The sequence below is a fragment of the Tabrizicola piscis genome (genome assembly GCF_003940805.1).
Taxonomy (GTDB): domain Bacteria; phylum Pseudomonadota; class Alphaproteobacteria; order Rhodobacterales; family Rhodobacteraceae; genus Tabrizicola; species Tabrizicola piscis.
This window is the reverse complement of record NZ_CP034328.1, coordinates 2,386,829-2,407,986: the sequence shown is the minus strand read 5'-3', so window position 1 is coordinate 2,407,986 and position 21,158 is coordinate 2,386,829. Positions and strand designations below refer to the sequence as shown.

At 63.7% G+C, this 21,158-nt stretch carries 22 protein-coding genes; 8 read left to right on the top strand and 14 right to left on the bottom strand.

Annotated features, from left to right (window positions below; translation table 11 throughout):
• Window position 1 precedes the first annotated feature (1 nt).
• From EI545_RS11715 to EI545_RS11685, 7 genes are all read right to left on the bottom strand, one after another.
• The gene (locus tag EI545_RS11715) at window positions 2-706 is read right to left on the bottom strand and encodes a transglycosylase SLT domain-containing protein (protein ID WP_245989971.1); all 705 of its coding nucleotides are present in this window, start codon (window positions 704-706) and stop codon (window positions 2-4) included.
• 47 nt (window positions 707-753) lie between these two features.
• Window positions 754-2,403: a hypothetical protein gene (locus EI545_RS11710; RefSeq protein WP_125325644.1), complete on the bottom strand. Its 1,650-nt coding sequence runs from the start codon at window positions 2,401-2,403 to the stop codon at window positions 754-756.
• A gap of 74 nt (window positions 2,404-2,477) precedes the next feature.
• Window positions 2,478-2,909, bottom strand: coding sequence for a hypothetical protein (locus EI545_RS11705; RefSeq protein WP_125325643.1), 432 nt, complete (start codon window positions 2,907-2,909; stop codon window positions 2,478-2,480).
• Complete coding sequence (motA, locus tag EI545_RS11700) at window positions 2,906-3,775, bottom strand: flagellar motor stator protein MotA (protein ID WP_125325642.1); 870 nt, start codon at window positions 3,773-3,775, stop codon at window positions 2,906-2,908. Before motA ends, EI545_RS11705 begins: the two co-directional genes overlap by 4 nt.
• A gap of 69 nt (window positions 3,776-3,844) precedes the next feature.
• Window positions 3,845-4,414, bottom strand: a complete 570-nt coding sequence (locus tag EI545_RS11695; protein WP_125325641.1) for a MotE family protein — start codon at window positions 4,412-4,414, stop codon at window positions 3,845-3,847.
• Window positions 4,411-4,806 (bottom strand): hypothetical protein, encoded by a 396-nt coding sequence (locus EI545_RS11690; protein WP_125325640.1) that lies wholly within the window; start codon window positions 4,804-4,806, stop codon window positions 4,411-4,413. Before EI545_RS11690 ends, EI545_RS11695 begins: the two co-directional genes overlap by 4 nt.
• Before the next feature lie 9 nt (window positions 4,807-4,815).
• The gene (locus EI545_RS11685; RefSeq protein WP_425471555.1) at window positions 4,816-5,298 is read right to left on the bottom strand and encodes a flagellar basal body-associated FliL family protein; all 483 of its coding nucleotides are present in this window, start codon (window positions 5,296-5,298) and stop codon (window positions 4,816-4,818) included.
• Between the two features lie 117 nt (window positions 5,299-5,415).
• Here EI545_RS11685 and fliF point away from each other — a divergent pair, with 117 nt between their 5' ends.
• From fliF to fliP, 4 genes are read left to right on the top strand one after another with little or no spacing between them, the layout of a single operon-like run.
• On the top strand, window positions 5,416-7,011 hold the full coding sequence (fliF, locus tag EI545_RS11680) for a flagellar basal-body MS-ring/collar protein FliF (protein ID WP_125325639.1): 1,596 nt from the start codon (window positions 5,416-5,418) through the stop codon (window positions 7,009-7,011).
• Window positions 7,011-7,610, top strand: coding sequence for a FliH/SctL family protein (locus EI545_RS11675; protein WP_125325638.1), 600 nt, complete (start codon window positions 7,011-7,013; stop codon window positions 7,608-7,610). Before fliF ends, EI545_RS11675 begins: the two co-directional genes overlap by 1 nt.
• Window positions 7,603-7,872, top strand: coding sequence for a FliM/FliN family flagellar motor switch protein (locus EI545_RS11670; protein ID WP_125325637.1), 270 nt, complete (start codon window positions 7,603-7,605; stop codon window positions 7,870-7,872). Before EI545_RS11675 ends, EI545_RS11670 begins: the two co-directional genes overlap by 8 nt.
• Window positions 7,869-8,588, top strand: a complete 720-nt coding sequence (fliP, locus tag EI545_RS11665) for a flagellar type III secretion system pore protein FliP (RefSeq protein WP_164517277.1) — start codon at window positions 7,869-7,871, stop codon at window positions 8,586-8,588. The genes EI545_RS11670 and fliP overlap by 4 nt, the downstream gene beginning before the upstream one ends.
• Before the next feature lie 70 nt (window positions 8,589-8,658).
• Here the strand turns inward: fliP and EI545_RS11660 are convergent, their stop codons facing one another.
• The 3 genes from EI545_RS11660 to EI545_RS11650 all read right to left on the bottom strand — a co-directional run bounded on the left by EI545_RS11660 (window position 8,659) and on the right by EI545_RS11650 (window position 13,003).
• On the bottom strand, window positions 8,659-9,510 hold the full coding sequence (locus tag EI545_RS11660; RefSeq protein WP_125325636.1) for a 4-(cytidine 5'-diphospho)-2-C-methyl-D-erythritol kinase: 852 nt from the start codon (window positions 9,508-9,510) through the stop codon (window positions 8,659-8,661).
• A gap of 2 nt (window positions 9,511-9,512) precedes the next feature.
• Window positions 9,513-11,228 (bottom strand): tetratricopeptide repeat protein, encoded by a 1,716-nt coding sequence (locus tag EI545_RS11655; protein ID WP_125325635.1) that lies wholly within the window; start codon window positions 11,226-11,228, stop codon window positions 9,513-9,515.
• Window positions 11,229-11,356: 128 nt separating this feature from the next.
• Entirely contained in the window at window positions 11,357-13,003 is a 1,647-nt protein-coding gene (locus tag EI545_RS11650; RefSeq protein ID WP_125325634.1) for an electron transfer flavoprotein-ubiquinone oxidoreductase, read from the bottom strand.
• A gap of 294 nt (window positions 13,004-13,297) precedes the next feature.
• On the opposite strand from EI545_RS11650, the gene greA reads away from it, so the two are divergent.
• The 4 genes from greA (at window position 13,298) to EI545_RS11630 (ending at window position 16,720) form a co-directional block, all read left to right on the top strand.
• On the top strand, window positions 13,298-13,768 hold the full coding sequence (gene greA / locus EI545_RS11645) for a transcription elongation factor GreA (RefSeq protein WP_125325633.1): 471 nt from the start codon (window positions 13,298-13,300) through the stop codon (window positions 13,766-13,768).
• Window positions 13,769-13,879: 111 nt separating this feature from the next.
• A complete protein-coding gene (locus EI545_RS11640) occupies window positions 13,880-14,863 on the top strand; it encodes a hypothetical protein (RefSeq protein WP_245989969.1) in 984 nt (327 codons plus the stop codon).
• A gap of 167 nt (window positions 14,864-15,030) precedes the next feature.
• Entirely contained in the window at window positions 15,031-15,687 is a 657-nt protein-coding gene (locus EI545_RS11635; protein WP_125325632.1) for a peroxiredoxin, read from the top strand.
• 175 nt (window positions 15,688-15,862) lie between these two features.
• Window positions 15,863-16,720, top strand: a complete 858-nt coding sequence (locus EI545_RS11630; RefSeq protein ID WP_164517276.1) for a glycosyltransferase family 2 protein — start codon at window positions 15,863-15,865, stop codon at window positions 16,718-16,720.
• An 18-nt stretch (window positions 16,721-16,738) separates the two neighbouring features.
• Here EI545_RS11630 and EI545_RS11625 read toward each other — a convergent pair whose 3' ends face one another.
• The 4 genes from EI545_RS11625 to trxA form a co-directional block, all read right to left on the bottom strand.
• Complete coding sequence (locus EI545_RS11625; RefSeq protein WP_125325630.1) at window positions 16,739-17,020, bottom strand: DUF6525 family protein; 282 nt, start codon at window positions 17,018-17,020, stop codon at window positions 16,739-16,741.
• Window positions 17,017-18,234 (bottom strand): GTP-binding protein, encoded by a 1,218-nt coding sequence (locus EI545_RS11620; RefSeq protein WP_125325629.1) that lies wholly within the window; start codon window positions 18,232-18,234, stop codon window positions 17,017-17,019. Before EI545_RS11620 ends, EI545_RS11625 begins: the two co-directional genes overlap by 4 nt.
• A 121-nt stretch (window positions 18,235-18,355) precedes the next feature.
• Window positions 18,356-20,497, bottom strand: coding sequence for a polyribonucleotide nucleotidyltransferase (gene pnp / locus EI545_RS11615; RefSeq protein WP_125325628.1), 2,142 nt, complete (start codon window positions 20,495-20,497; stop codon window positions 18,356-18,358).
• Window positions 20,498-20,784: 287 nt separating this feature from the next.
• The gene (trxA, locus tag EI545_RS11610; protein WP_125325627.1) at window positions 20,785-21,111 is read right to left on the bottom strand and encodes a thioredoxin; all 327 of its coding nucleotides are present in this window, start codon (window positions 21,109-21,111) and stop codon (window positions 20,785-20,787) included.
• Between the last annotated feature and the right edge of the window lie 47 nt (window positions 21,112-21,158).

Genomic DNA, 21,158 nt, shown 5'->3' with positions numbered 1-21,158 from the left:
CCTAGTGATCCCCTATCAAGCGTTGTCCCGCGACGGTGTCCGGCACAAGCGAACCACCTCTGCCTGACTGCCCGGCCAGCAAGAGAGGAAAACGGTTCGGCCGGATTGCCAAGGACGCAGAAAATTCCGGCGCGCCGCCGTCTCCCGCCAGCGCGGACCAGGCAGATTGGAACCGGGCGCGATAGCGTTCCGCATGTTCGGGTGTCGCCGAATGATAGGCGGCAGCAGCGCTGGCCCATTCCCCAGTCTGAGCATGGTGTTGTGCAAGGAATTCGGCGGCGTATAGCGCGTTTGCATCCGGGTTCAGCATATCTGCCACCGAGGCAAACGCATCGGCATGCCACCGGTAATTCAATTGGAAACAGCCAAGGTCGATATTGGTGAGCCCCTCCTCCAACGCCTTGGCAACAAGGGTTTCTGCTGCATCCGCGCTGTCCAGCCAGTGCCCCTCGCCGCCAAGGTTCACCGTCCAGGGCCACGGGCGAGACCCGCGGCCGGTTTCCACCATCGTGATGGCAAGCAGCACGTCGCGCGGGACACCCGACTGTCTGGCTGCACGCGCGGCGGCATCCAGACACAGGTCGGAGGCATCCGGGCTGGCCCTGCTTTCGGCCGAAGGGCCGAATGTCAGGATGAACAGGGCTATGGCGGCAATTCTGGCGCAGTCCTGGGGCATCGCATCCTCCACCCCAGGCATTCTGCCCATGGGTCTGCACAGACTATGTTCCGAATCTTTCCAAGCGGTTAGCAAGCTCAGGGAGATGGACCTGCCACGCTGGACAAAAACGCCTCAAGCGCCGCGCGCGCGGTAGCGCTTTCCTCAACCAAGGCTGCACCCCGGGCGAGCGGGCCAGTCTCGACGGGAGTAGGCCCTGTGGCGACAGAAGCCGCAGCAGACCAAGGGGCTGGACCCTCATCCTGAACCTTCGGCCAGTCTGCCTGCCAGGGGACCAGTCGGGCAGCCTCTTCGGGAAGGCCGGCAGCCTCATATGCCGCACGCGCTGGCTGAAGCCTGCCAAGCTGGACCAAGGCCTTCGCACGCAGACCCTCATCCTCAGGGTCGGAGAGGGTGCCAAGCAATTCCAGCGCGGCCCGGGCATCACCCCGCAACATTTCGGCCCGCGCTGCCACCCGCCTCCGCTGATCGGAATCATTTGCCGCAACCGGGCCCAGCCAGACCAACGCGGGGTCGGCAAAGCCCAGGTCGACCAGTCGAGTAGCGATTGCCAAGGCAACCTCAGGTTTGGCTGGAGGAGGATCGGCTTCCGGGGTCAGCACCGCCTGGCGCAGGAAATCATCGTCAGTCGCACGTTGTTGGGCAACCTGCCAAAGATCGGGCAGCACTGACCTGAATTCCTCGGCGCGCGCGAAGGCCGCAGGTGTCTGGTCGGAAAGGGCCAGCGCAAGGATCAGGCCACGCTGCAAGGCTTTCGCCTCCTCGTCGGTTGCAGCTTCGCGCTGAAAGGCCAGCAGGGCTGCCGCCACATCCGGCGAAAGGGGCTCGGCGTCGCGGAAGTGGCCTTCGACAAGCGCAAGCAGACCCTCAACCGTGCTCGCCCCGGTTTCAATCGACCGCTCGGCATGATCCCGGGCCGAATCGTTTCGGTCTGCTTGCAGATCGGCCTTGGCGTCCAGCAAGGCGACCTCTGCCTCGGAACTGTCGGGGGATCGCTGGATTGCATCGCGAATGATCCGTGCGGCGTCGGCATCGCCACGCTGCAACAGCTTTTCCGACAGGTCGGGCCCAAGGTTGCGGCGCAGGTGCGGCGGCAGGCCAACGAAACTGCGCACGATCGCATCCACATTGACCGCGGGGCCGGATGGCAGCCGATCCCGCGCCAGTGCGGCCCAAAGTGCAACGGCCCCCTCGCAGCCCAGCATGTCGCCAAAGGGCGTTTCAGGGTCATTCTGGCCGTCCATCAAGCGCGCCATGGACAGGTAGACCTGCAGATCTTCAGGTGCTTCACTGTCTGCAAGAAGGTCCGCAATCTGCAAAGCCTCAACGCCGAATCCAAGATACAGATGCAGACGGACCGACTGCATGACGGCATCCGTGTCGACCCGGTCGAATTCGGCAAACAGGCCCAACCGCGCCTCAGACAGCAGGTCGAGCGCGGGTCGGTCGCCCCCCCAGGCGGACAGATCCACGACGGTGTCGGCCAGGCAGGCCGCGCCATCCGTAGAGGTCCCTTCGGCCGGCTGTGGCGTGCCAATGGCGACGCCCGGCATGTCTCCGATACGGATGTGCGACCACGGCAAGTCCTCGACATCGTTGGCCGGAACGTCCGGCGGCCGGCCAGGAAGTACCATGTCAACCACGCCTTGCGAGGCACCCCGGCTGATCTGTTCCAGCAGTTCGTCGCGCAGCGGCCCCAAGGAGCGGTTTCCTGTCGCAAGGGGCACCGGGCTTTCCTTTGGGGCGGCGGAGGGCCCAGGCCTGTCAGGTTGGGCAAGCCAGTCATAAACCCTTGGCGGAGCTATCGGAAACGTCGATTCGGGGGCCACGCGGGCGGCCATGCCCATGAAGGCCGCTTCAAAACTGGAGCCTGGGGGGGCGGGCCGTCCTTGATGTCCAGCACCACCATGCCGGGGCGATATTCGAACGGGAACACATGGCAAGGACAGGCAAGCGTCAACTCAAGCGCGCCGGTTTCAGGGTCAGCGCGCAATGCCCGCAGCCGGGTGCGCGGAATGCGGTTCCAGACCCGCGACAGATCATAGCCGGGCTGCGAGGCAGAGCCCGTCGCGAAAGCATAGCCCAACGGGATACGGCCGACCGTCCAGTCCGACTCCTGCGGCAGCTCCACCACAAGGCGGGTGAAATCCGCGTGTTCCCCCGAAATGACCCGGGCCGTTTCACCAAGGGATGGTGATGCGAGCGCCAGAAGCAACGCGACAATCCGGATCATGCTGCATCCTGCTTCAGTTCCCGCATTGCGGCTTCAAGGTCGCTGAAGGCGGGGCGCAGATGATGCGGGGTGTTCTGGCGACCAACCTCGATGCAGATATTGGCGGGGTGGCGGTGCAGGTTGGCGATGAGCACTTCACGGATCAGCTGGTAGAAATGGATGTCTTCCTCCACCACGGTCTTTACCCGCGTCGCAAAGGGGCCCATGAGCCCATAGGCCAGAAACACCCCCAGGAACGTCCCCACCAGCGCCCCGCCGATCATCTTGCCCAGCACCTCGGGCGGCTGGTCGATCGACCCCATGGTCTTGATCACCCCCAGAACTGCAGCGACAATTCCCAGCGCGGGCAGGGCATCCGCGACCGTCTGCAAAGCGTGGCTGGAGTGCATTGCGTGATGAAGGGTCGCATCCATCCGCTTGTCGAGCACTTCTTCCACCTGATGGGGATCGTCATAGTTCATCGAAGCTGCGCGCAGCGTATCGCAGATCAGATCCATCGCTTCGTGGTCTTGGCGAATTCTTGGGTACTTGCGGAAGATTGATGAACTGTCTGGTGATTCGATGTGTTCCTCCAGCGCCACGGGATTGGCACGCGCCAGACGGATCAGTTCGAACAGCAGGCAGAGCAGATCGCGATAGTCCTCAAGCTTCCACCTTGGGCCCTTGAACACTTTGCCGATGTCGCGAACCGTCTGTTTCACCGACGACATGTCGTTTGAAATCAGAAATGCACCGATGGCTGCACCGCCGATCATGATCATTTCGAACGGAAGCGCGGCCAAGATGATGCCCATCTTGCCCCCGGCCAGCATGTAGCCGCCGAAGACCATGACAAGAATGACAGCGATGCCGACGATGCCCAGCATTTCAGATCCTGTGTTCGTTCCCACCAGCGAAGTATCAGCGCCACGGGTTAAGACATTCTGACCGTCAGCCTATTCAGTGGGCGCCCCCGAATTGCGCCCGGCCACGATCACGCTGACGCTATAGGCCGCCTCGGACGACATCCCGGACAGGATCGCCGCTGCCGATTCTGCTGACATCCGGCCCAGAAAGCCTGCTGCAAACTCGGGCGCCATCGCTTCAAACAGGGCTGCGGCATCCTTGGGCTTCATGGCCTGATAGACCGCAGTCAGCCTTTCGATATCCGCCTCGGCCGCGCCATCGGCGAGGGCAAGCGTCGCCTTCAGTTCGTCCTCCATGGCCTTCAGCTTTGCCATCCGGTCGGTGATGGCGGCATCGGCTAGGGCCAGCGCAGCAAGACGGTCTTGCAACGCGGCCTCTTGCACCGCGACCCGACTTTCGCGTTGGGTCAAGGCTTCGGCCAGGGCCGAGGGCGTTTCGCACTGGCCCTGTTCAAGCGCGGCATCCGCAGTCTCGGGCGGGTCATCGGCGCGGGCAAGGGCTGCACCGACCCCCGACCCAAGGCGCAGGGCCCCCGAGATGGCAAACAGCATCGCGACAATGAAAAGCGCCCCGCGGCCTGCGCGACGGCCCCCGATCATTCCGCAGCTTCCAGTGCATCGCGCGCTGTCCGCCGACGAACAAAGCGCAAGCGACGCTCCGCCTCGGGCAGGTCTTCGGCGGCAGGACCGCTGGGCTTCGCTTCGGGTTCGGGCAGGTCGTGCAGCGCGGCGACCAACAGTTCAAGGCGCTTTGCCACGGCCTCACCCCGGGCGGTCAAAGCCTCCAGGCTTTCGGCCGAGCCGTTCGCCGCCCCCCGCGCGCTTTCCAGCGCGGCGGTCATTTCATCAACCTGCGCGGACAGGACCGCAATTGCGCCCCCCATGCCTGATTCCAAGGTGGTAAAGCGCTTGAGCCGGGTGGCAAGCACCGCACAGTAGACGGCCGCCCCGAAGGATCCGGCCACAAGAAGAATGTCGGCGATCAGGTCCATGACCCCCCCTTAGTTCAACACGAATTCAGTGATCAGAAGATCGCGCACCCGACCTTCGCCAGTGACGATCTGGATGCGGCGCAACATCTGCGCCCGCAGCTTTGCCATCGCGCCCGGGTCTTCGATGGCGGCTGTGTCGACCGCGCGCAGATAGCTGTTCAGCACATCCAGAATCCGCGGCATCAACAGCGTCACATCGGCAGCCGCACTATCCGCCACCTCGACCTGCGCGGTGAAGCGCAGGTGTCGGCTGTTCGAATCCGCCCCAAGCGACACCACCATCGTTTCCAGCGGCACAAAGGCGATTCCGGTCAGGGGCCCCGGGGCGACACCCTCCGCTGATTGATCCGACGCCCCGCCAAGGATCATTCCCGACCAGGCGGCATAGAACCCGCCACCACCCAGTAGCACCGCCATCACGACGCCACCCAGCATCGGAAGCTTCGACCGCTTCTTCGTTGTCCCGTCCGCTGTTTCGCCGGCGCTGGCCACAGTTCACCTCATGCTGCTGCACAGGTCTGACCATAGGCCAAAGGTCACTAACCGATTGTTAAGCGGGACCGGTCATTCGTGGTCCATCGGCAGAAACGCCGGAATCGGAGAATCGCCTTGCAGAACGTGATTGCCATCTGGTCCTCTCTCGACGTGCGCCGCCGTCTGATCATCGCGGGCGCCACGATTGCGATGTTCCTTGCCGTCCTGGCCCTTGGCCGCATGGCCAGCCAGCCTGACATGGTCCTGCTTTATGCCGGGCTTGAACCCGCCGCCGCGGGTGAGGTGGTGGCAGCACTTGACCAGCGCGGGGTGGCCCACCGGGTGAAGGGCGATTCGATCTTTGTCGATGCCGCCCAGCGCGACAGCCTGCGCATGGCGCTTGCGTCGGAAGGGCTGCCTGCGGCCGGGGGCGGCGGGTACGAGCTGCTCGACAATCTGTCCGGCTTCGGCACCACGTCGCAGATGTTCGACGCGGCCTACCTGCGCGCAAAGGAAGGCGAGCTTGCCCGGACCCTGCTGGGCCTGCCCGAGATACGGGCCGCCCGCGTGCATATCGCCAGCGCCCCGGCCCGGGCGTTCCAGCCGGAAACCCAAGCCACGGCCTCGGTCACTGTAACCACCGTCTCGGGCAACCTGGCCGAAGCGCAGGCCCGCGCGATCCGGCATCTGGTGGCCAGTGCTGTGGCCGGCATGACGCCAGAGGCGGTGCAGATCATCGACACCGTCTCCGGACTGGTCGGCGGGCAGGATACGGCGGGCTTTGACAGTGGCGATGCGGCAGACCGCGCCGCTGCGATCAAGTCCAATGTCGAGCGGCTGCTTGCGGCGCGCATGGGGCCCGGTCGATCTGTGGTCGAAGTGGCGGTTGATCTGGTGTCGGAACGCGAATCGATTACCGAGCGGACGTTTGACCCGCAAGGCCGCGTCGCCATCTCGTCCGAGACGGAAGAACGGTCCGAGTCCAGCACCGAACCCGGCGGTGATGTGACAGTGGCCTCAAACCTGCCGGACGGTGACGCGGCGCAGGGTCCACAGGGGCAAAGCCAGTCCTCCGAAACGCGGGAGCGGGTGAACTACGAAGTCTCGGAAACCCAGCGGGAGGTCTTGCGCGGCCCCGGCGCAACGCGGCGGCTGACCGTGGCCGTCATGGTTGACGGGGTGGCCACCATCGCCGCCGACGGAACCCGCACATGGGCCCCCCGGACCGAAGAAGAACTTGCCACCTTGCGTGAACTGGTGGCCTCGGCCGTGGGCCTGGATGAGGCGCGGGGCGATGTCCTGACGTTGAAATCGCTTGAGTTTCAGGATGTTCCAATTGCTGAAGGCACAATCGCCGAGGCGGGTATCCTGTCGGCCATCGGACCGCTTGATGTGCTTTCCATGGTGCAGACCGCAGTGCTTGCCCTTGTCGCGTTGGTGCTTGGTCTGTTCGTGATCCGGCCCATCCTGACCTCGGCTGCCGCCAGGCCTGCCCTTGCGGCCCCTAGCCCCACGCTGGCCCTGCCCGCTGCCGGGGGCTTTTCCGGCGTGGCCCTTGATGGCGAGGTTGAGACCGGCTTTGCCATCCCGGACTATCCCGAACCGGCCCGCGATGTTTCAGATGGCACCGAAGATCCCGCCGCCCGGCTGCGCCGCATGATCGAACAGCGCCAGACCGAATCGATCGAGATTTTGCGCGGCTGGATGGAACGGGAAGAGGAGCGGACCTGATGCCCGGTCTGCGGCTTGAAGTTTTCGACAGTAGCCTTGCCGCCGATGGCACGCCCCAGCCTCTGGTCGAGACAAGCGTTCTGGAAGAAGCGAAGATCGCGTCCTTTGAACAGGGCTATTCTGCCGGTTGGGAAGATGCAGCAACCGCCCAGCAGGACGATCAGGGCCGCATCAGGGCCGATCTGGCGCGAAATCTGCAAAGCCTGGCTTTCACCTTTCAGGACGCCCGCAGCCATGTGCTGGAGGCGATCCGCCCTTTGATCGTGGAGATGACCAACCACCTTCTGCCAGAAATCGCGCGCGAAGCGCTGGCCCCCACAGTGCTGGAAGCGCTGATGCCCATGGCGGACCGGATGGCCGATGCGCCGCTGACCCTCGTCCTCAACCCCGCAGTGCGGGACAGGGTTGAAGGCCTGGTCGCTCAGGCCACGGGCCTGCCCGTTCTGGTCGAAGAGGAACCCTCGCTGGGCGAGGGGCAGGTCTACATCCGCTTCGGTCCCACCGAAACCAAGGTCGACCTCACCCAGGTCACCGCCGATATCACCGCGGCCGTCAGGGCGTTCTTCGACCTGACCAACAAGGAGTCGTCCCATGGATGAGATGCCCGACAGCAACCCGTTTTCCCAGGTCCCGATCGAGGTGACCATTTCCGTGGGCCGCGCCCGCCCTCTGGTGCGCGATTTGCTGCGGCTGTCCAAGGATGCCGTGCTGCAACTGGACCGCCGAGTCGACGACCCGGTGGAACTTTATGTCGGAGATCGCCTGATTGCCCGGGGCGAACTGACCGAGCTTGAGGGTGAAAACGCCGGCCAGCTTGCTGTCCGCCTGACCGAAGTTGCCAACCTGCGCGGTGGGCTGTGAGGCACAGGCTGCCCCTTGCGCTGATCCTGATCCTGCTGGCCGGCCCGGCGCTGGCGCAGGACCTGTCGCTGAACCTGGGCGACGGAAACTCGCTTTCACTGCGGTCGGTGCAGCTTTTGCTCTTGATCACGCTGCTCAGCATCGTGCCGGGGCTGGCGGTGATGGTGACCTGCTTTCCCTTCATCGTCACGGTCCTGTCCATCCTGCGGCAGGCGATCGGGCTGCAGCAGTCCCCACCGAACATGCTGATCATCAGCCTGGCCCTGTTCCTGACATGGTATGTGATGGACCCGGTCTTTACCCAGGCCTGGGTGACCGGAATCGAACCCATGACCACGGGCCAGATGGAGGTGGGCCCTGCCCTGCAAGCCGCGATCCTGCCGTTCCGCGAATTCATGGCGCTGCGGGTGGATAGCGAGACTTTCCTGACCCTTCAGGATCTGCGCGCCACCGCACCCCAGCCACCGGCGGAGGCGCCCCTGTCGCTTTTGGTGCCATCGTTCCTGCTGTCAGAAATCCAGCGGGCGTTCGAGATCGGGTTCATGATCTTCCTGCCGTTCCTGATCATCGACCTCGTGGTCGCGGCCATCCTCATGTCGATGGGAATGATGATGGTGCCGCCTGCCGTTGTCTCGCTGCCGTTCAAGCTGGCGTTCTTCGTGGTCGCGGATGGTTGGGCGCTGATCTCGGGCGCGCTGGTGCGCAGCTATTTCTGACGGGCTTACGCAGGGGGACATGCCAGTCGCATGGTTGAAATGAGGCTGGAAAGCCTCCGAACCAGGCCGTCTAGCGCTGAAGGGCGGATGAAACGATCCACCAATCTGGCCGGGCCTTGCGAAGCCTCTGCCCGGCGGCCTCGGCGGCAGCCTGGGTTGTGAAAAGCCCGAAATGGGTCCCACCCGACCCCGACATGCGGGCCAGAAGGCATCTGTCCGTGGTAGAAAGGGCCGTCTGCACCTGCGCCAGAATGGGGGCCACGGTCAGGGCCGGGGGAACAAGGTCATTGCGGGTTGCGGTGGCAAGCCATGCGGCAAAGCTGGCAGCCGATTGGAGCGTCTCCGGCGGAATGTCTGGCACGGGGGGATTCTGGCGCGTGGTCAGGGCGGCGAAAACCTGCGGCGTCGGCACTGGCACGCGGGGGTTCACGAGAACGCACCAGATGTCCGGCAGCCGGGGCAAGGGTGACAGAAGATCACCCACTCCCTGCATCCGTACAGGCTGCAGCGCAAGACACACGGGCACATCCGCCCCCAGCGCAAGAACCTTTTCGGCAGAGGGCAACGATCGTCCTGTCAACCGCAACAGCGCCCGCAGCGTTGCGGCGGCATCCGCAGATCCGCCGCCAATGCCCGATGCAACGGGCAGCGTCTTCCACAAGGCCAGTTGCGCATCCGCCACCCCCATGGCCCGGGCGGCTCGCAGTACCAGATTGTCGGCTTCCGGCACCAGCAGGGCCGCCTCGGGGCCGGTCACGTCCAGCGCCAGCCCTTTGCCGTGGGTCACGGTCACCCGATCACCAACCCCGGCAAAAGTCACCAGACTGTCCAGCAGATGGTAGCCATCCGCCCGCCGCCCGGTGACATGCAGACAAAGGTTGATCTTCGCGGGCGCGGCTTCTGCGACCGGATCAGTCGGCATGGTCAGTCGCCAACCTCGGCGGCCTTGACCGGCACGGCCCCAGCCGCTTCTTCGGCCATCACGGTGTCCAGACCCTTGTCCAGCTTGCGACGGATACGTTCGGCGTCTTTCTCGGTCGGGTCGAAGGACAAGGCACGGCGCCACTGGAACTGCGCCTCAAGCTTGCGGCCGACCATCCAGTAGACGTCGCCCAGATGGTCGGTCACGATGGGATCGACCGGTTCCAGAAGCGACGCGCGTTCCATCGGCTCCAGCGCGTCTTCATAGCGGCCAAGCCGGAAATAAGCCCAGGCGAGGCTGTCGATGATATAGCCTTTTTCGGGGTCGGCCGCGACGGCCTTTTCAATCAGACCCAGCGCCTCTTCCAGCTTTTCGCCACGGTCCACCAGACCATAACCAAGGTAGTTCAGCACTTGGGGCTGGTTCGGGTTCAGGTCCAGCGAGCGGCGAAAATCAGCTTCGGCAGCGGCCCAATCCTGCGACTGTTCATGGCAAATGCCGCGATAGAAGAACAGCACCCAATCATCCGGTCCGATCTCGGGCAAAAGGTCGAGAGCGGCGGTATAGGCGACCTCGGCCTCATCAAAGCGTTCTTCCATACGCAACAAGTCGCCCAGCGCGAACTGCACGCCGATCAGCGTGCCATGGCTGCGGGCCAGCGCCTGCAGCGCCTCAAGTGCTGCGTCGGATTTGCCCTGCGCCCGCAAGGCATTGGCGCGGCCGATTTCCGCCGCCACATAGGCCGGGCTGTCCGGCGTGAACAGCGCATAGGTTTCCACCGCAAGCTCAAGCTGGCCCAGCCGGTCAAGGACATCGGCGGTCAGCAGGAGCGCATCGGTATGGTCCGGCCGCAGATAGCCGGCCACCCGCAGGTGCAGCAGGGTGTAGACGGCATCCGCTTCGCCGTTCAGGGCGGTGGAGACGGTGAAGAACACCTCGGCAATCCCGTCGCGGGCCGTGCGGACGGTGTCGAAGGGCAGCGGCTCTCCGGCCTGCAGGCGGCGGCGGAGATCGTCGATGATCGGGTCGGGGCCGGTGCCAAAAGAGCTGTCCAGCAGGGCAAGCGCCTCGGCATTGCGTTCCAGTTGGCTCAGGATCTGGGCATGGGCAAAGACCCCCCGCCGCATGACGAAGATCGGACCCGAGGCCCGACCGGACAGAATGGCATCGGCCCCTTCAAGGTCCCCGACCGAGGCAAGGGCAAGCGCCTTGTGGTACAGCCCAAACGCCTCAAGCCCCGGGGTGGCGATCACGGCATCGAAAGCGGTGATGGCTTCCGACATCTTGCCCGCGCCGACATGTGCCCAGGCCTGCACAAGGGCGTTCACCAGCTCGCCCAGATCGCGGTCACCTTCGGCGGCGGCAAGGATGGCGGCGTAATCCTCACGCTGGGCCTCATCCGCCAGCAGGGCGAATTCGGCAAGCTGGCTGGGTGGCCCGCCAAGGGCCTTCAACTGGCGCGCGGCTTCGGCGGCGATGGCGAAATCACCGTTGCCAAGTTCGGCAAGGATGGCGCCTTCCAGCAGGCGGGCGTTCCCGGAATCCGACAGGATCGCCTTGCCGTACCAGCCCGCCGCCGCGCGGAAATCATTCTCGGACTCGGCGACGCGGGCCGCCAGATAGGCACCTGCGTCGCCATCTCCGTCCGCCCGCAGCGGGGTGGCAAGCACGGCGGCCATCACAAGCGCGGTCAACGTGCGGGAAACGGCGTGGGGCATGAGGCTCTCCTTGGGCGCGACGGACAAACGGTAGCGGGCCAAGGCGGGCAAGGCAATGCAGGCGGGCCGGACCTTGCGGTCCGGCCCGGTTTCCGGCCCATGTTTCGGCAACACGCTTGCGTGAGGCGTCACATATTTGGGTAATTCGGCCCGCCACCGCCCATGGGCGTGGTCCAGTTGATGTTCTGAGACGGGTCCTTGATGTCGCAGGTCTTGCAGTGAACGCAGTTCTGGAAGTTGATCTGAAACCGCGCGTCATCGCCTTCGCCGATCACCTCATACACCCCCGCCGGGCAATAGCGTTGCGCGGGTTCGGCGTATTTCGGCAGGTTGATAGCGATGGGGACCGAGGGGTCTTTCAGCACCAGATGGGCGGGCTGGCCCTCGTCATGGTTGGTAAAGCTGAAGGCGACGTTGGTCAGCCGGTCGAACGACAGCTTGCCGTCGGGCTTGGGGTAGTCGATCGGCTTGTGGTTCTTGGCCAAGCCAGTGGCGGCGGCGTCGGACTTGCCGTGCCGCAGGGTGCCAAAGGCGGTCAGGCCCACCGTGTTCAGCCACATGTCCACACCGCCACCCATCAGGCTGGCGACCAGACCGTACTTCGACCACAGGGGTTTGACGTTGCGAACCTTTTTCAGGTCGCGGCCAATGGCACCCGTGCGCACCTCGGTCTCATAGCCAGCCAATTCGTCGCCCTGCCGTCCAGCCGTGATCGCGGCATGAGCAGCTTCGGCGGCGGCCTTGCCCGACAGCATGGCGTTGTGGTTGCCCTTGATGCGCGGCACGTTCACCAACCCGGCCGAGCACCCCAGCAGCGCCACGCCCGGAGCCACCATCTTGGGGATCGACTGCCAGCCACCCTCGCTGATCGCACGCGCGCCGTAGGCGATGCGTTTGCCGCCTTTCAAGAGTTCCGCGACCATGGGGTGATGCTTGAAGCGCTGGAATTCCATGTAGGGGTACAGATGCGGGTTTTCGTAGTTCAGGTGCACCACGAAGCCGACATAAACCTGATTGTTCTCAAGGTGGTAGATAAAACTGCCGCCCCCGGCGTTCTTGCCAAGCGGCCAGCCCATCGTATGGGTGACCCGGCCAAGATGGTGCTTTTCGGGGTCGATCTCCCAGATTTCCTTCATGCCCAGACCGTATTTCTGCGGGCAGTGGCCTTTGGACAGCTGATATTTCTCGATCACCTGCTTTGACAGGCTGCCGCGCACGCCTTCCGACAGGAAGACATACTTGCCGCGCAGCTCCATCCCCGGTTCGTAGGATGGACCGGGTTCGCGGGTTTCCGGGTCGCGGCCGAATTCGCCCGCCACTACGCCCACGACCGTATCGCCTTCATAGACCAGTTCCGAACAGGACATGCCGGGGAAAATCTCGACCCCCAGCCCTTCAGCCACACCGGCCATCCAGCGGCAGACGTTCGCCATGCTGACGATGTAGTTGCCGTGGTTTGACATCAGCGGCGGCATCGGCCAGTTCGGAATCCGGATCTGGCCGGCGGGGCCAAGCATGTAGAAGTTGTCCTCCGTCACCGGCGTCGTGATCGGCGCATCCATCGACCGCCAGTCGGGCAACAGCGCGTCCAGCCCTGACGGATCAAGCACCGCGCCCGAAAGGATATGCGCCCCGACCTCGGACCCTTTTTCCAGCACGACGACCGACCGGTCGGGATCCAACTGCTTCAGGCGGATCGCCGCGGACAGGCCCGCAGGCCCGGCGCCGACGATCACGACATCATAGTCCATCTTCTCGCGCTGGATCGAAGTCATCGCTTGTCCTCTTCCTGACGGCCCTGCCCGCCTGAACCCTGCCCGTCTTGAAACACTGGCTTTTCGCGGCCTTCCTGTTGCCGCAGGACGGCCCCAAGGTCAACCGTGACGCAACATCACCACAAGGCGCCAGTACCACGCGAAACTTTCTGTCCCGGCTGCGACGATGCGCCACCCGTCCCCGGCATCCCCCCTTGCAATTGCACGCCCCATCGGGTCAGGTGAGCGCAAGACAAGTCCGAAGTCATGGGTCGAAAACCGACCCGTGACTTCTTCTTTTCGTGTGGAAGGCCAATGGAAAAGATCCCGATGACCCGGCGTGGCTATGTCGCGCTGGACGAAGAATTGAAGCAGCTGAAAACGGTTGACCGTCCGGCCATCATTCGCGACATCGCCGAGGCGCGTGAACACGGTGACCTGTCGGAAAATGCCGAATACCACGCCGCGCGTGAAAAGCAGGGCTTCATCGAAGGCCGCATCAAGGAGCTTGAGGGCACCTTGTCGCTGGCCGACGTGATCGACCCGACCAAACTTTCCGGCTCGATCAAGTTTGGTGCGACGGTGACGCTGGCCGATGAGGATAACGGCGACGAAAAGACCTATCAGATCGTCGGTGAGACCGAGGCCGATATCGAAAACGGATTGCTGAACATCCGCTCCCCCTTGGCGCGGGCGCTGATCGGCAAGGAAGAGGGCGATTCCGTCGATGTGAAGACGCCGGGGGGCACCCGGTCCTATGAAATCCTGTCGATCCGTTACGTCTGATCAGGGAAGGCCCTGATGAAACCCACCCAGGAACGACCCAGCAAGGAAGCCAGGCCCCGACCTTCCGCCATGCTGGCGAAGGGTCAGGGTCCGGCACTTCCCCCCCCGCCCATGCGCCCGGAAGACCCGTCCCGCCGCGGGCTGGAGGTTGGCGGCGCGATCCTCAGCCTGTTCTGGGTGCTGCTGATCCTTGGCTATGTGCTGATCACTCCGCCCGGCAATGATGCCCGGACCTTTGGTCTGGTGATGACGCTTTTGATGGTGTTCCTGCCCGTGGCGCTGATCTGGACCGTCGTGACCACGCTGCGATCCGTGCGCGAATTGCGGGCCGAGGCTGCCCGCCTGCAAGCCACGGTCGAAGCGATGCGGTCCAGCTATGTGCAGGCGCAGGCGCAGGCCCCGCAAGGCGGCGGGATGACCCCTTCGGTCGAACGCAAGATCGACGAGATTGCCGCCGCAACCCGTCAGGCGGAATCGGTGCTGGCCACCTTCACCTCGCGCCGCGATTCCGCGCTTTCGGTGCCATCGGCTGATCGCAAGGTGGCCTTGGCGCAGCCCGTGGTTGATACCGCCGCCGAACAGCCCGCCCTTGCGCTTGGCACCCCGGCCGAGGATCTGCGGTCCCCGCTTACGGTGGCGGATTTCGTCCGCGCGCTGCAGTTTCCCGAAACACCCGACGACAAGGAGGGTTTTCGCGCCCTGCGGCTGGCGCTGGAGGACCGGACCGTCGCCAAGCTGATCCGCGCGGCGCAGGACGTGCTGACGCTGCTCAGTCAGGACGGCATCTACATGGATGATCTGAAACCCGACCTCTGCCAGCCCGATCTCTGGCGCCGCTTTTCGGCAGGCGAGCGTGGCCGATCGATTGCCGCCCTTGGGGGCATCCGCGACCGGACCTCGCTGGCGCTGACGGCGGCGCGGATGAAGGCAGACCCGGTCTTCCGCGATGCCGCACACCATTTCCTGCGGACCTTCGACAAAACCTTCGCCGCGTTCGAACCCAATGCGACAGACGCGGAACTGGCTGACTTGTCGGATACGCGCACCTCTCGGGCGTTCATGCTGTTCGGGCGGGTGACGGGGACTTTCGACTGAACCATCGCCCTCCCGGCATGGCGGTGTGGGGAAGAAACCCTTGCTATTTCCAACGCAGACAGGATTTCGTTCCTTTCTTCCGCCGGATTGATGCTTGGGGATGAAACATTGTCCCACATCCCATATGTTCACCCCAGAATAGTCCCGCCATAAGACAGAGGTCTTCCATGTCCGTTCGCATCAACGATGTCGCCCCCGATTTCACCGCTGACAGCACCGCCGGCACCATTCGGTTCCACGAATGGCTGGGTGACAGCTATGGCATCATCTTCAGCCACCCGCGTGACTTCACGCCGGTCTGCACGACCGAGTTCGCTGCCGTTGCTCAACTTGCGGCGGAATGGGCCAAGCGGAAAACCAAGGTGATCGGCGTGTCGGTCGACGGCACCGCCGACCACGAAAAGTGGAAGCGCGATATCGAAGCGTTTGGCGGCGCGGCTGCCGATTTCCCGATCATCGACGACAGCAGCCTGACTGTGGCCAAGGCCTATGACATGCTGCCCGCCGACTATTACCTGCCGACCGAAGGGCGCACCCCGGCCCATTCGGCCACGGTGCGGACGGTCTATATCATTGGGCCGGACAAGAAGGTCCGGCTGACCATGACCTACCCGATGAGCGTGGGCCGCAACTTCGCCGAAATCCTGCGCGCGCTGGACGCGGTGCAAAAGACCGACGGCGTGCCGCTGGCCACACCGGCCAACTGGGTTCCGGGTCAGGATGTGATCGTGGCGCTGGCCTTGAACAACGATCAGGCCAAGGAACGCTTTGGCGATCTGGACATTCGCCTGCCCTACCTGCGCTTCGCGAAGTCGCCCGCCTGACGCGCGGCACCATGGCCCCTGCGGCTTCGGCCGCAGGGTTTCCGTTCCGGCCAGATTGCCCGTCACCCTTGTCCGGCCCTGCAATCTTGACGCCACCGGAACCGTGCTGCAATACCCCCACGTGTGCGCAGACCAATCACACAGTGCAGGTCCGGGGATGATGCCAGAACTCAGTGTGATAATCCCAACGTATGAAGACTGGCACGTCTTGCCCAAATGCCTTGATTGCCTTGCCAATCAAAGCATAGCGCAAGACCGGTTTGAGGTTATCGTTGCCAACAACAACCCCTCGCCCGATCTTCCTGCCACGCTGAAGCTTGCTCCGAACGTCCGGGTCATCCACGTTCCGACACCGGGCAGCTACGCGGCCCGCAATGCCGCCCTGCGTGAGGCGCGGGGATATACGCTGTTCTTCACGGACAGCGATTGCCAGCCAGACCGCAGTTGGATCGAAAATGGCCTTGCCGCTTTGGCGCGTCTCCGCCCGATTGACCGCATCGCCGGCGAAATCGAGCTTTTCCCCAAGGGTGAGACCTGGACCACGGCCGAGCTTTGCGACCGTGTCCATGCCTTGAAGCAAGACACCTATGTCGAAGAAGGCTGGTGTGCCACCGCCAATCTTGTGACCACCCGCGCTGCGTTCGACCTTGTCGGTCCGTTCAGTGAATACGCCTTCTCTGGCGGCGACTCTGAATGGGGTCTCCGCGCGGCCGAGTTGGGCAGCCAGATTGTCCTGAGCGACGCGACCCTGATCCGCCACCCCGCCCGGGACAGCTTTGCCGCAATGGCCAAGAAGGCGCGGCGCCTTGTCGGCAACTTTCACCAGCATGAAGTGCTTGGCACTTTTGAAAAGCGGGCGCTCTTCAGCTACCTGATCCCGACCCGCAACGCCCTGCTGAGAACCGCAAATGATCCGAACTTGACGGAAGCGGAAAAGCTGAGGGTCTTTGTGTTCCAGTACCGGTTGGCTTTGGTCAAATTCGCTGAATGTGTGCGCCTGCGGTATCTGTCCAGAACGCCCAGCCGCAGCTGACGCAGCCGCCAATCCACCTCACCTGTGTTTTCCGCAGGCCTGGGATGGGTACCGGGCGCCCCAGACCTTGGCCGCCTCACGCGCAAGGGTTCTTGCTTCGGCAGCGGACAGCCGGTCCTGCGCCACCTTGGGGCAGCCCGTTTCACGCAGCGCGCGCCTCCATAGCCGGTGAACTGAGGCCGCGCTCCACGGTAGCGCGGCCCCGGCCAGCCACATCCGCAGATCGGGGGGAAGCCGATCATAGGCGGCCATGGGATCACCCCGCTGCCATCGGCTGCGGGGAGAGGTGAGGTTGCTCATGCCGCCTTGCGCCGCCAACCGGGAAACGGGTCAGGCAGATCGGCCCAGACCTCGGGGGTAAAGGCGCTGGCGGGGATCAGGGCCGCGTCCAGCTTGGCGCGCAGATCAGCCTCATCCATGCCGTGACCGATGAAGACCAGCTCCTGCCGCCGGTCGCCCCAGGGCTCCTGCCACTTGCGGGCTACTTCGGCCAGCGCGTCTGGGTGCGTGGGCCAGCGCTCCTTAGGCACGCTTGCCCACCAACCGCCCAAGGGCGCGACCGAGGACACGGCCCCAGCCAAGGAAAACTCGGCCACCCAGTTCGGGCGGCTGGCGATCCAGAAATGCCCCTTGGCGCGGATCACACCGGGCAGGTCCCCGTTCAGAACAGCGTGGATGCGGCCCGGGTGAAAGGGTTGGCGGGCGCGGTAGACGAATGAGGAGATGCCGTATTCTTCGGTTTCGGGCGTGTGGTGGGCAAAGCCGTAAAGCTCCTTGGCCCAAAGGGGGTGCTCTGCCGCGCGGTCAAAGTCGAACAGGCCGGTGTCAAAGATGGCATCCGGGGTGACCGCAGAATGGTCAGTCTCGATCAGCCGGGCGTCTGGGTTCAGCGCCTTGATGATCTTGCGGGCCGCATCGGCGCGTTCCGGCCCCGCGTCGCGGACCTTGTTCAGGATCACCACATTGGCAAATTCGATCTGGTCGGTCAGCAGGTTGACCAGCGTCCGTTCATCGTCTTCGCCCAAGGATTCCCCCCGGTCTGCCAGGAAATCATGGCTGGCAAAGTCGCGCAGCAGGTTGATCGCGTCCACGACCGTCACCATCGTATCCAGCCGCGCCACATCGGCCAGGCTTTCGCCCGCTTCATCCCGAAAGTCGAAGGTCGCGGCGACGGGCATCGGTTCGGCAATGCCGGTGCTTTCGATCATCAGATAGTCAAACCGCCCCTCAGCCGCCAACCGCCGCACCTCGACCAGCAGGTCATCGCGCAGGGTGCAGCAGATACAGCCGTTGGTCATCTCGACCAGCTTTTCCTCGGCCCGGGAAAGCTCTGTTCCTTCGCGGATCAGGTCGGCGTCGATGTTCACCTCGGACATGTCATTGACGATCACCGCGACACGGCGGCCATCGCGGTTGTTCAGGACATGGTTGAGGAGGGTGGTTTTCCCCGCGCCAAGAAAGCCGGAAAGAACTGTGACAGGCAGGCGGGTGTCTTGCAGGGTGGTCTCGGGCATGGATCGCTCGCTTGATATGTTATACTATAACATATCGGAGGCGTTTTCCTGCCGCAACCCCACAAAAGCAAAAGGCCCCGAGGTGTCCCCCGGGGCCTTGAACCTAGTGTTCGAAAAGACGTCAGCCTTCAGCCGATTCCTCTTTCTTTTCAACGATCTCAGCGCCGGTTTCCTGATCGACCATCTTCATGCCCAACCGAACCTTGCCGCGATCATCGAAGCCCAGCAGCTTGACCTTGACCTCTTGGCCTTCCTTCAGAAGTTCATTCGGATGGGTCAGGCGCTTGTTGGCGATCTGGGACACATGCACCAAGCCGTCACGCTTGCCGAAGAAGTTCACGAAGGCGCCGAAGTCGACCAGTTTCACGACCTTGCCGGTGTAGACCTTGCCCTCTTCGGGTTCGGCCACGATCGACCAGATCATGTCATAGGCGCGCTTGATGGCGGCGGCGTCGTTCGAGGCGATCTTGATCATGCCGTCGTCGTTGATGTCGACCTTAGCACCCGAAAGCTCCACGATCTCGCGGATGACCTTGCCGCCCGAACCGATGACTTCCCGGATCTTGTCGGTCGGGATGCTCATCGTTTCGATCTTCGGCGCATAGGCGCTGAACGCCTGGGCCGAAGTCAGCGACTTGGCCATTTCGCCCAGAATGTGCAGACGCCCATCCTTGGCCTGTGCCAGCGCCTGCTTCATGATCTCGGGCGTGATGCCGGCAATCTTGATGTCCATCTGCAGGCTGGTGATGCCTGCCGAGGTGCCCGCAACCTTGAAGTCCATGTCGCCAAGGTGATCTTCATCACCCAGGATGTCGGTCAGGACCGCCCATTTGCCGTCATCTTCCAGAATCAAACCCATCGCCACACCGGCAACCGGGGCTTTCAGCGGCACGCCCGCGTCCATCATGGACAAGGACCCACCGCAGACCGACGCCATCGAGGACGAACCGTTGCTCTCGGTGATCTCGGACACCACGCGGATGGTGTAGGGGAATTCGGTCGGCGCAGGCAGAACCGCCTGCAAAGCGCGCCATGCCAGTTTCCCGTGGCCGATCTCCCGACGCCCGGGCGAACCGACGCGGCCGACTTCACCCACCGAATAGGGGGGGAAGTTGTAGTGCAGCATGAAGTTCGACCGGTAGTTGCCATTCAGCGCGTCGATGATCTGCTCATCTTCGCCCGTCCCAAGCGTGGTGATCACCAGACCCTGGGTTTCCCCACGGGTGAACAGCGCCGAGCCATGCGTGCGCGGCAGGATGCCGGTTTCGCAGGTGATCGGACGGACGGTCTTGGTGTCGCGCCCGTCGATCCGGGTGCCGTTCTTCACGACGTCGCCGCGCAGAACCGCCGCTTCCAGCTTCTTGATCGCCGGGTAAAGGTTGGCGTCAGCCTGATCTTCCTCGCTCATCGCGGATTTGATCGCGTCAACCGCGGCTTCGATGGCGTTGGTCCGTTCCTGCTTGTCGCGGATCGCAAACGCAGCGCGCATCTGCTTTTCGCCGGCCTTCTTTACCTTGGCATAGAGGTCCGAATAATCCGGCGGGCTGAAATCGAACGGCTCATTCGCCGACTCTTCGGCAAAGTCCATGATCAGGTCGATCACCGGCTGCATCTGTTCGTGACCGAACACCACCGCGCCCAGCATTTCTTCTTCCGTCAGCTCATAGGCTTCCGATTCCACCATCATCACGGCGTCTTTGGTGCCAGCGATGACCAGATCAAGCCGCTGCTCGGGCTTCATGCGCAGTTGCGTCATGTCATCCATGGCCGGGTTCAGCACATACTGACCGTTGGAAAAGCCAACGCGGGCTGCGCCAATCGGGCCCATGAACGGCACGCCGGAAATCGTCAGCGCCGCCGAAACGGCGATCATGGCGACGATGTCGGGATCATTCTCAAGGTCGCAGGACAGAACGGTCGCCATGACCAGCACTTCGTTGCGGAAACCGTCAACGAACAGCGGGCGGATCGGCCGGTCGATCAGACGCGAGGTGAGCGTTTCCTTTTCGGAAGGCCGCGCCTCACGCTTGAAGAAGCCGCCGGGAACCTTGCCCGCGGCATAGTATTTTTCCTGATAGTGCACCGTCAGCGGGAAGAAGTCCTGGCCCGGCTTTGCGTTGCGCGCAAAGGTCACGTTGGCCATCACCTGGGTCTCACCCAGCGTCGCGATCACCGACCCATCGGCCTGACGCGCAACTTTCCCGGTTTCCAGCGAGAGCGTTTCCTTGCCCCACTGGATTGATTTTTTCGTCACATTGAACATGTATCATTTCCTCTGGAACACGCCGGCCCCTGCCGGTGTCCCTATATCCGGCGGCCCCATTGCCGCCCTTCCCCCAAATCCTTCGCACGGGCCCCGGGGGCGGGCCTCACGTCTCAGATGGCGGGCGCATACAGGAAAACGGCCACGATGGAAAGCAAAGATACGCCCGACCGCGGGGGCCGCGGCCGGGCGTTCTGGAAAACATCGCTGGCGCGCTCGTCGATGACTGCGTCACTCCTCGCTGGCCGTTCCGACGAGAAGACGCAGTCGTACGAGGAGGCTCCGGGTCAGATCGCCGACTTGATCCACGTCTCAAGCGCGGCCTTGGGGGCGGCGCCAACCTTGTTCGACACGACCTGACCGTCCTTGAACATGAACAGGGCCGGGATGCCGCGCACGCCCAGAACCGCCGGGCTTTCGGGGTTCTCGTCCACGTTGACCTTCACGATCTTGACCTTGCCCGCGTATTGCGTGGCAAGTTCTTCCAGTGCAGGGCCGATCTGGCGGCACGGGCCACACCATTCGGCCCAGAAATCCACCACAACCGGGATCGGCGAATTGCGGACCTCGGCGTCGAAAGTGGCGTCCGACACGGCGACGGTAGCAGCGCCCATGATCATCTCTCCTTGGGGAAATTGCAGGAGACAAAGCTATGGACGCG

What these genes read in the sequence shown, in the direction of transcription:
- EI545_RS11715 (WP_245989971.1), bottom strand. Translation starts at nt 706, where the DNA reads ATGGGCAGAATGCCTGGGGTGGAGGATGCGATGCCCCAGGACTGCGCC.
- EI545_RS11705 (WP_125325643.1), bottom strand. Translation starts at nt 2,909, where the DNA reads ATGATCCGGATTGTCGCGTTGCTTCTGGCGCTCGCATCACCATCCCTT.
- motA (WP_125325642.1), bottom strand. Translation starts at nt 3,775, where the DNA reads ATGCTGGGCATCGTCGGCATCGCTGTCATTCTTGTCATGGTCTTCGGC.
- EI545_RS11695 (WP_125325641.1), bottom strand. Translation starts at nt 4,414, where the DNA reads ATGATCGGGGGCCGTCGCGCAGGCCGCGGGGCGCTTTTCATTGTCGCG.
- EI545_RS11690 (WP_125325640.1), bottom strand. Translation starts at nt 4,806, where the DNA reads ATGGACCTGATCGCCGACATTCTTCTTGTGGCCGGATCCTTCGGGGCG.
- EI545_RS11675 (WP_125325638.1), top strand. Translation starts at nt 7,011, where the DNA reads ATGCCCGGTCTGCGGCTTGAAGTTTTCGACAGTAGCCTTGCCGCCGAT.
- EI545_RS11670 (WP_125325637.1), top strand. Translation starts at nt 7,603, where the DNA reads ATGGATGAGATGCCCGACAGCAACCCGTTTTCCCAGGTCCCGATCGAG.
- EI545_RS11660 (WP_125325636.1), bottom strand. Translation starts at nt 9,510, where the DNA reads ATGCCGACTGATCCGGTCGCAGAAGCCGCGCCCGCGAAGATCAACCTT.
- EI545_RS11655 (WP_125325635.1), bottom strand. Translation starts at nt 11,228, where the DNA reads ATGCCCCACGCCGTTTCCCGCACGTTGACCGCGCTTGTGATGGCCGCC.
- EI545_RS11650 (WP_125325634.1), bottom strand. Translation starts at nt 13,003, where the DNA reads ATGACTTCGATCCAGCGCGAGAAGATGGACTATGATGTCGTGATCGTC.
- greA (WP_125325633.1), top strand. Translation starts at nt 13,298, where the DNA reads ATGGAAAAGATCCCGATGACCCGGCGTGGCTATGTCGCGCTGGACGAA.
- EI545_RS11640 (WP_245989969.1), top strand. Translation starts at nt 13,880, where the DNA reads ATGCGCCCGGAAGACCCGTCCCGCCGCGGGCTGGAGGTTGGCGGCGCG.
- EI545_RS11635 (WP_125325632.1), top strand. Translation starts at nt 15,031, where the DNA reads ATGTCCGTTCGCATCAACGATGTCGCCCCCGATTTCACCGCTGACAGC.
- EI545_RS11625 (WP_125325630.1), bottom strand. Translation starts at nt 17,020, where the DNA reads ATGAGCAACCTCACCTCTCCCCGCAGCCGATGGCAGCGGGGTGATCCC.
- EI545_RS11620 (WP_125325629.1), bottom strand. Translation starts at nt 18,234, where the DNA reads ATGCCCGAGACCACCCTGCAAGACACCCGCCTGCCTGTCACAGTTCTT.
- pnp (WP_125325628.1), bottom strand. Translation starts at nt 20,497, where the DNA reads ATGTTCAATGTGACGAAAAAATCAATCCAGTGGGGCAAGGAAACGCTC.
- trxA (WP_125325627.1), bottom strand. Translation starts at nt 21,111, where the DNA reads ATGGGCGCTGCTACCGTCGCCGTGTCGGACGCCACTTTCGACGCCGAG.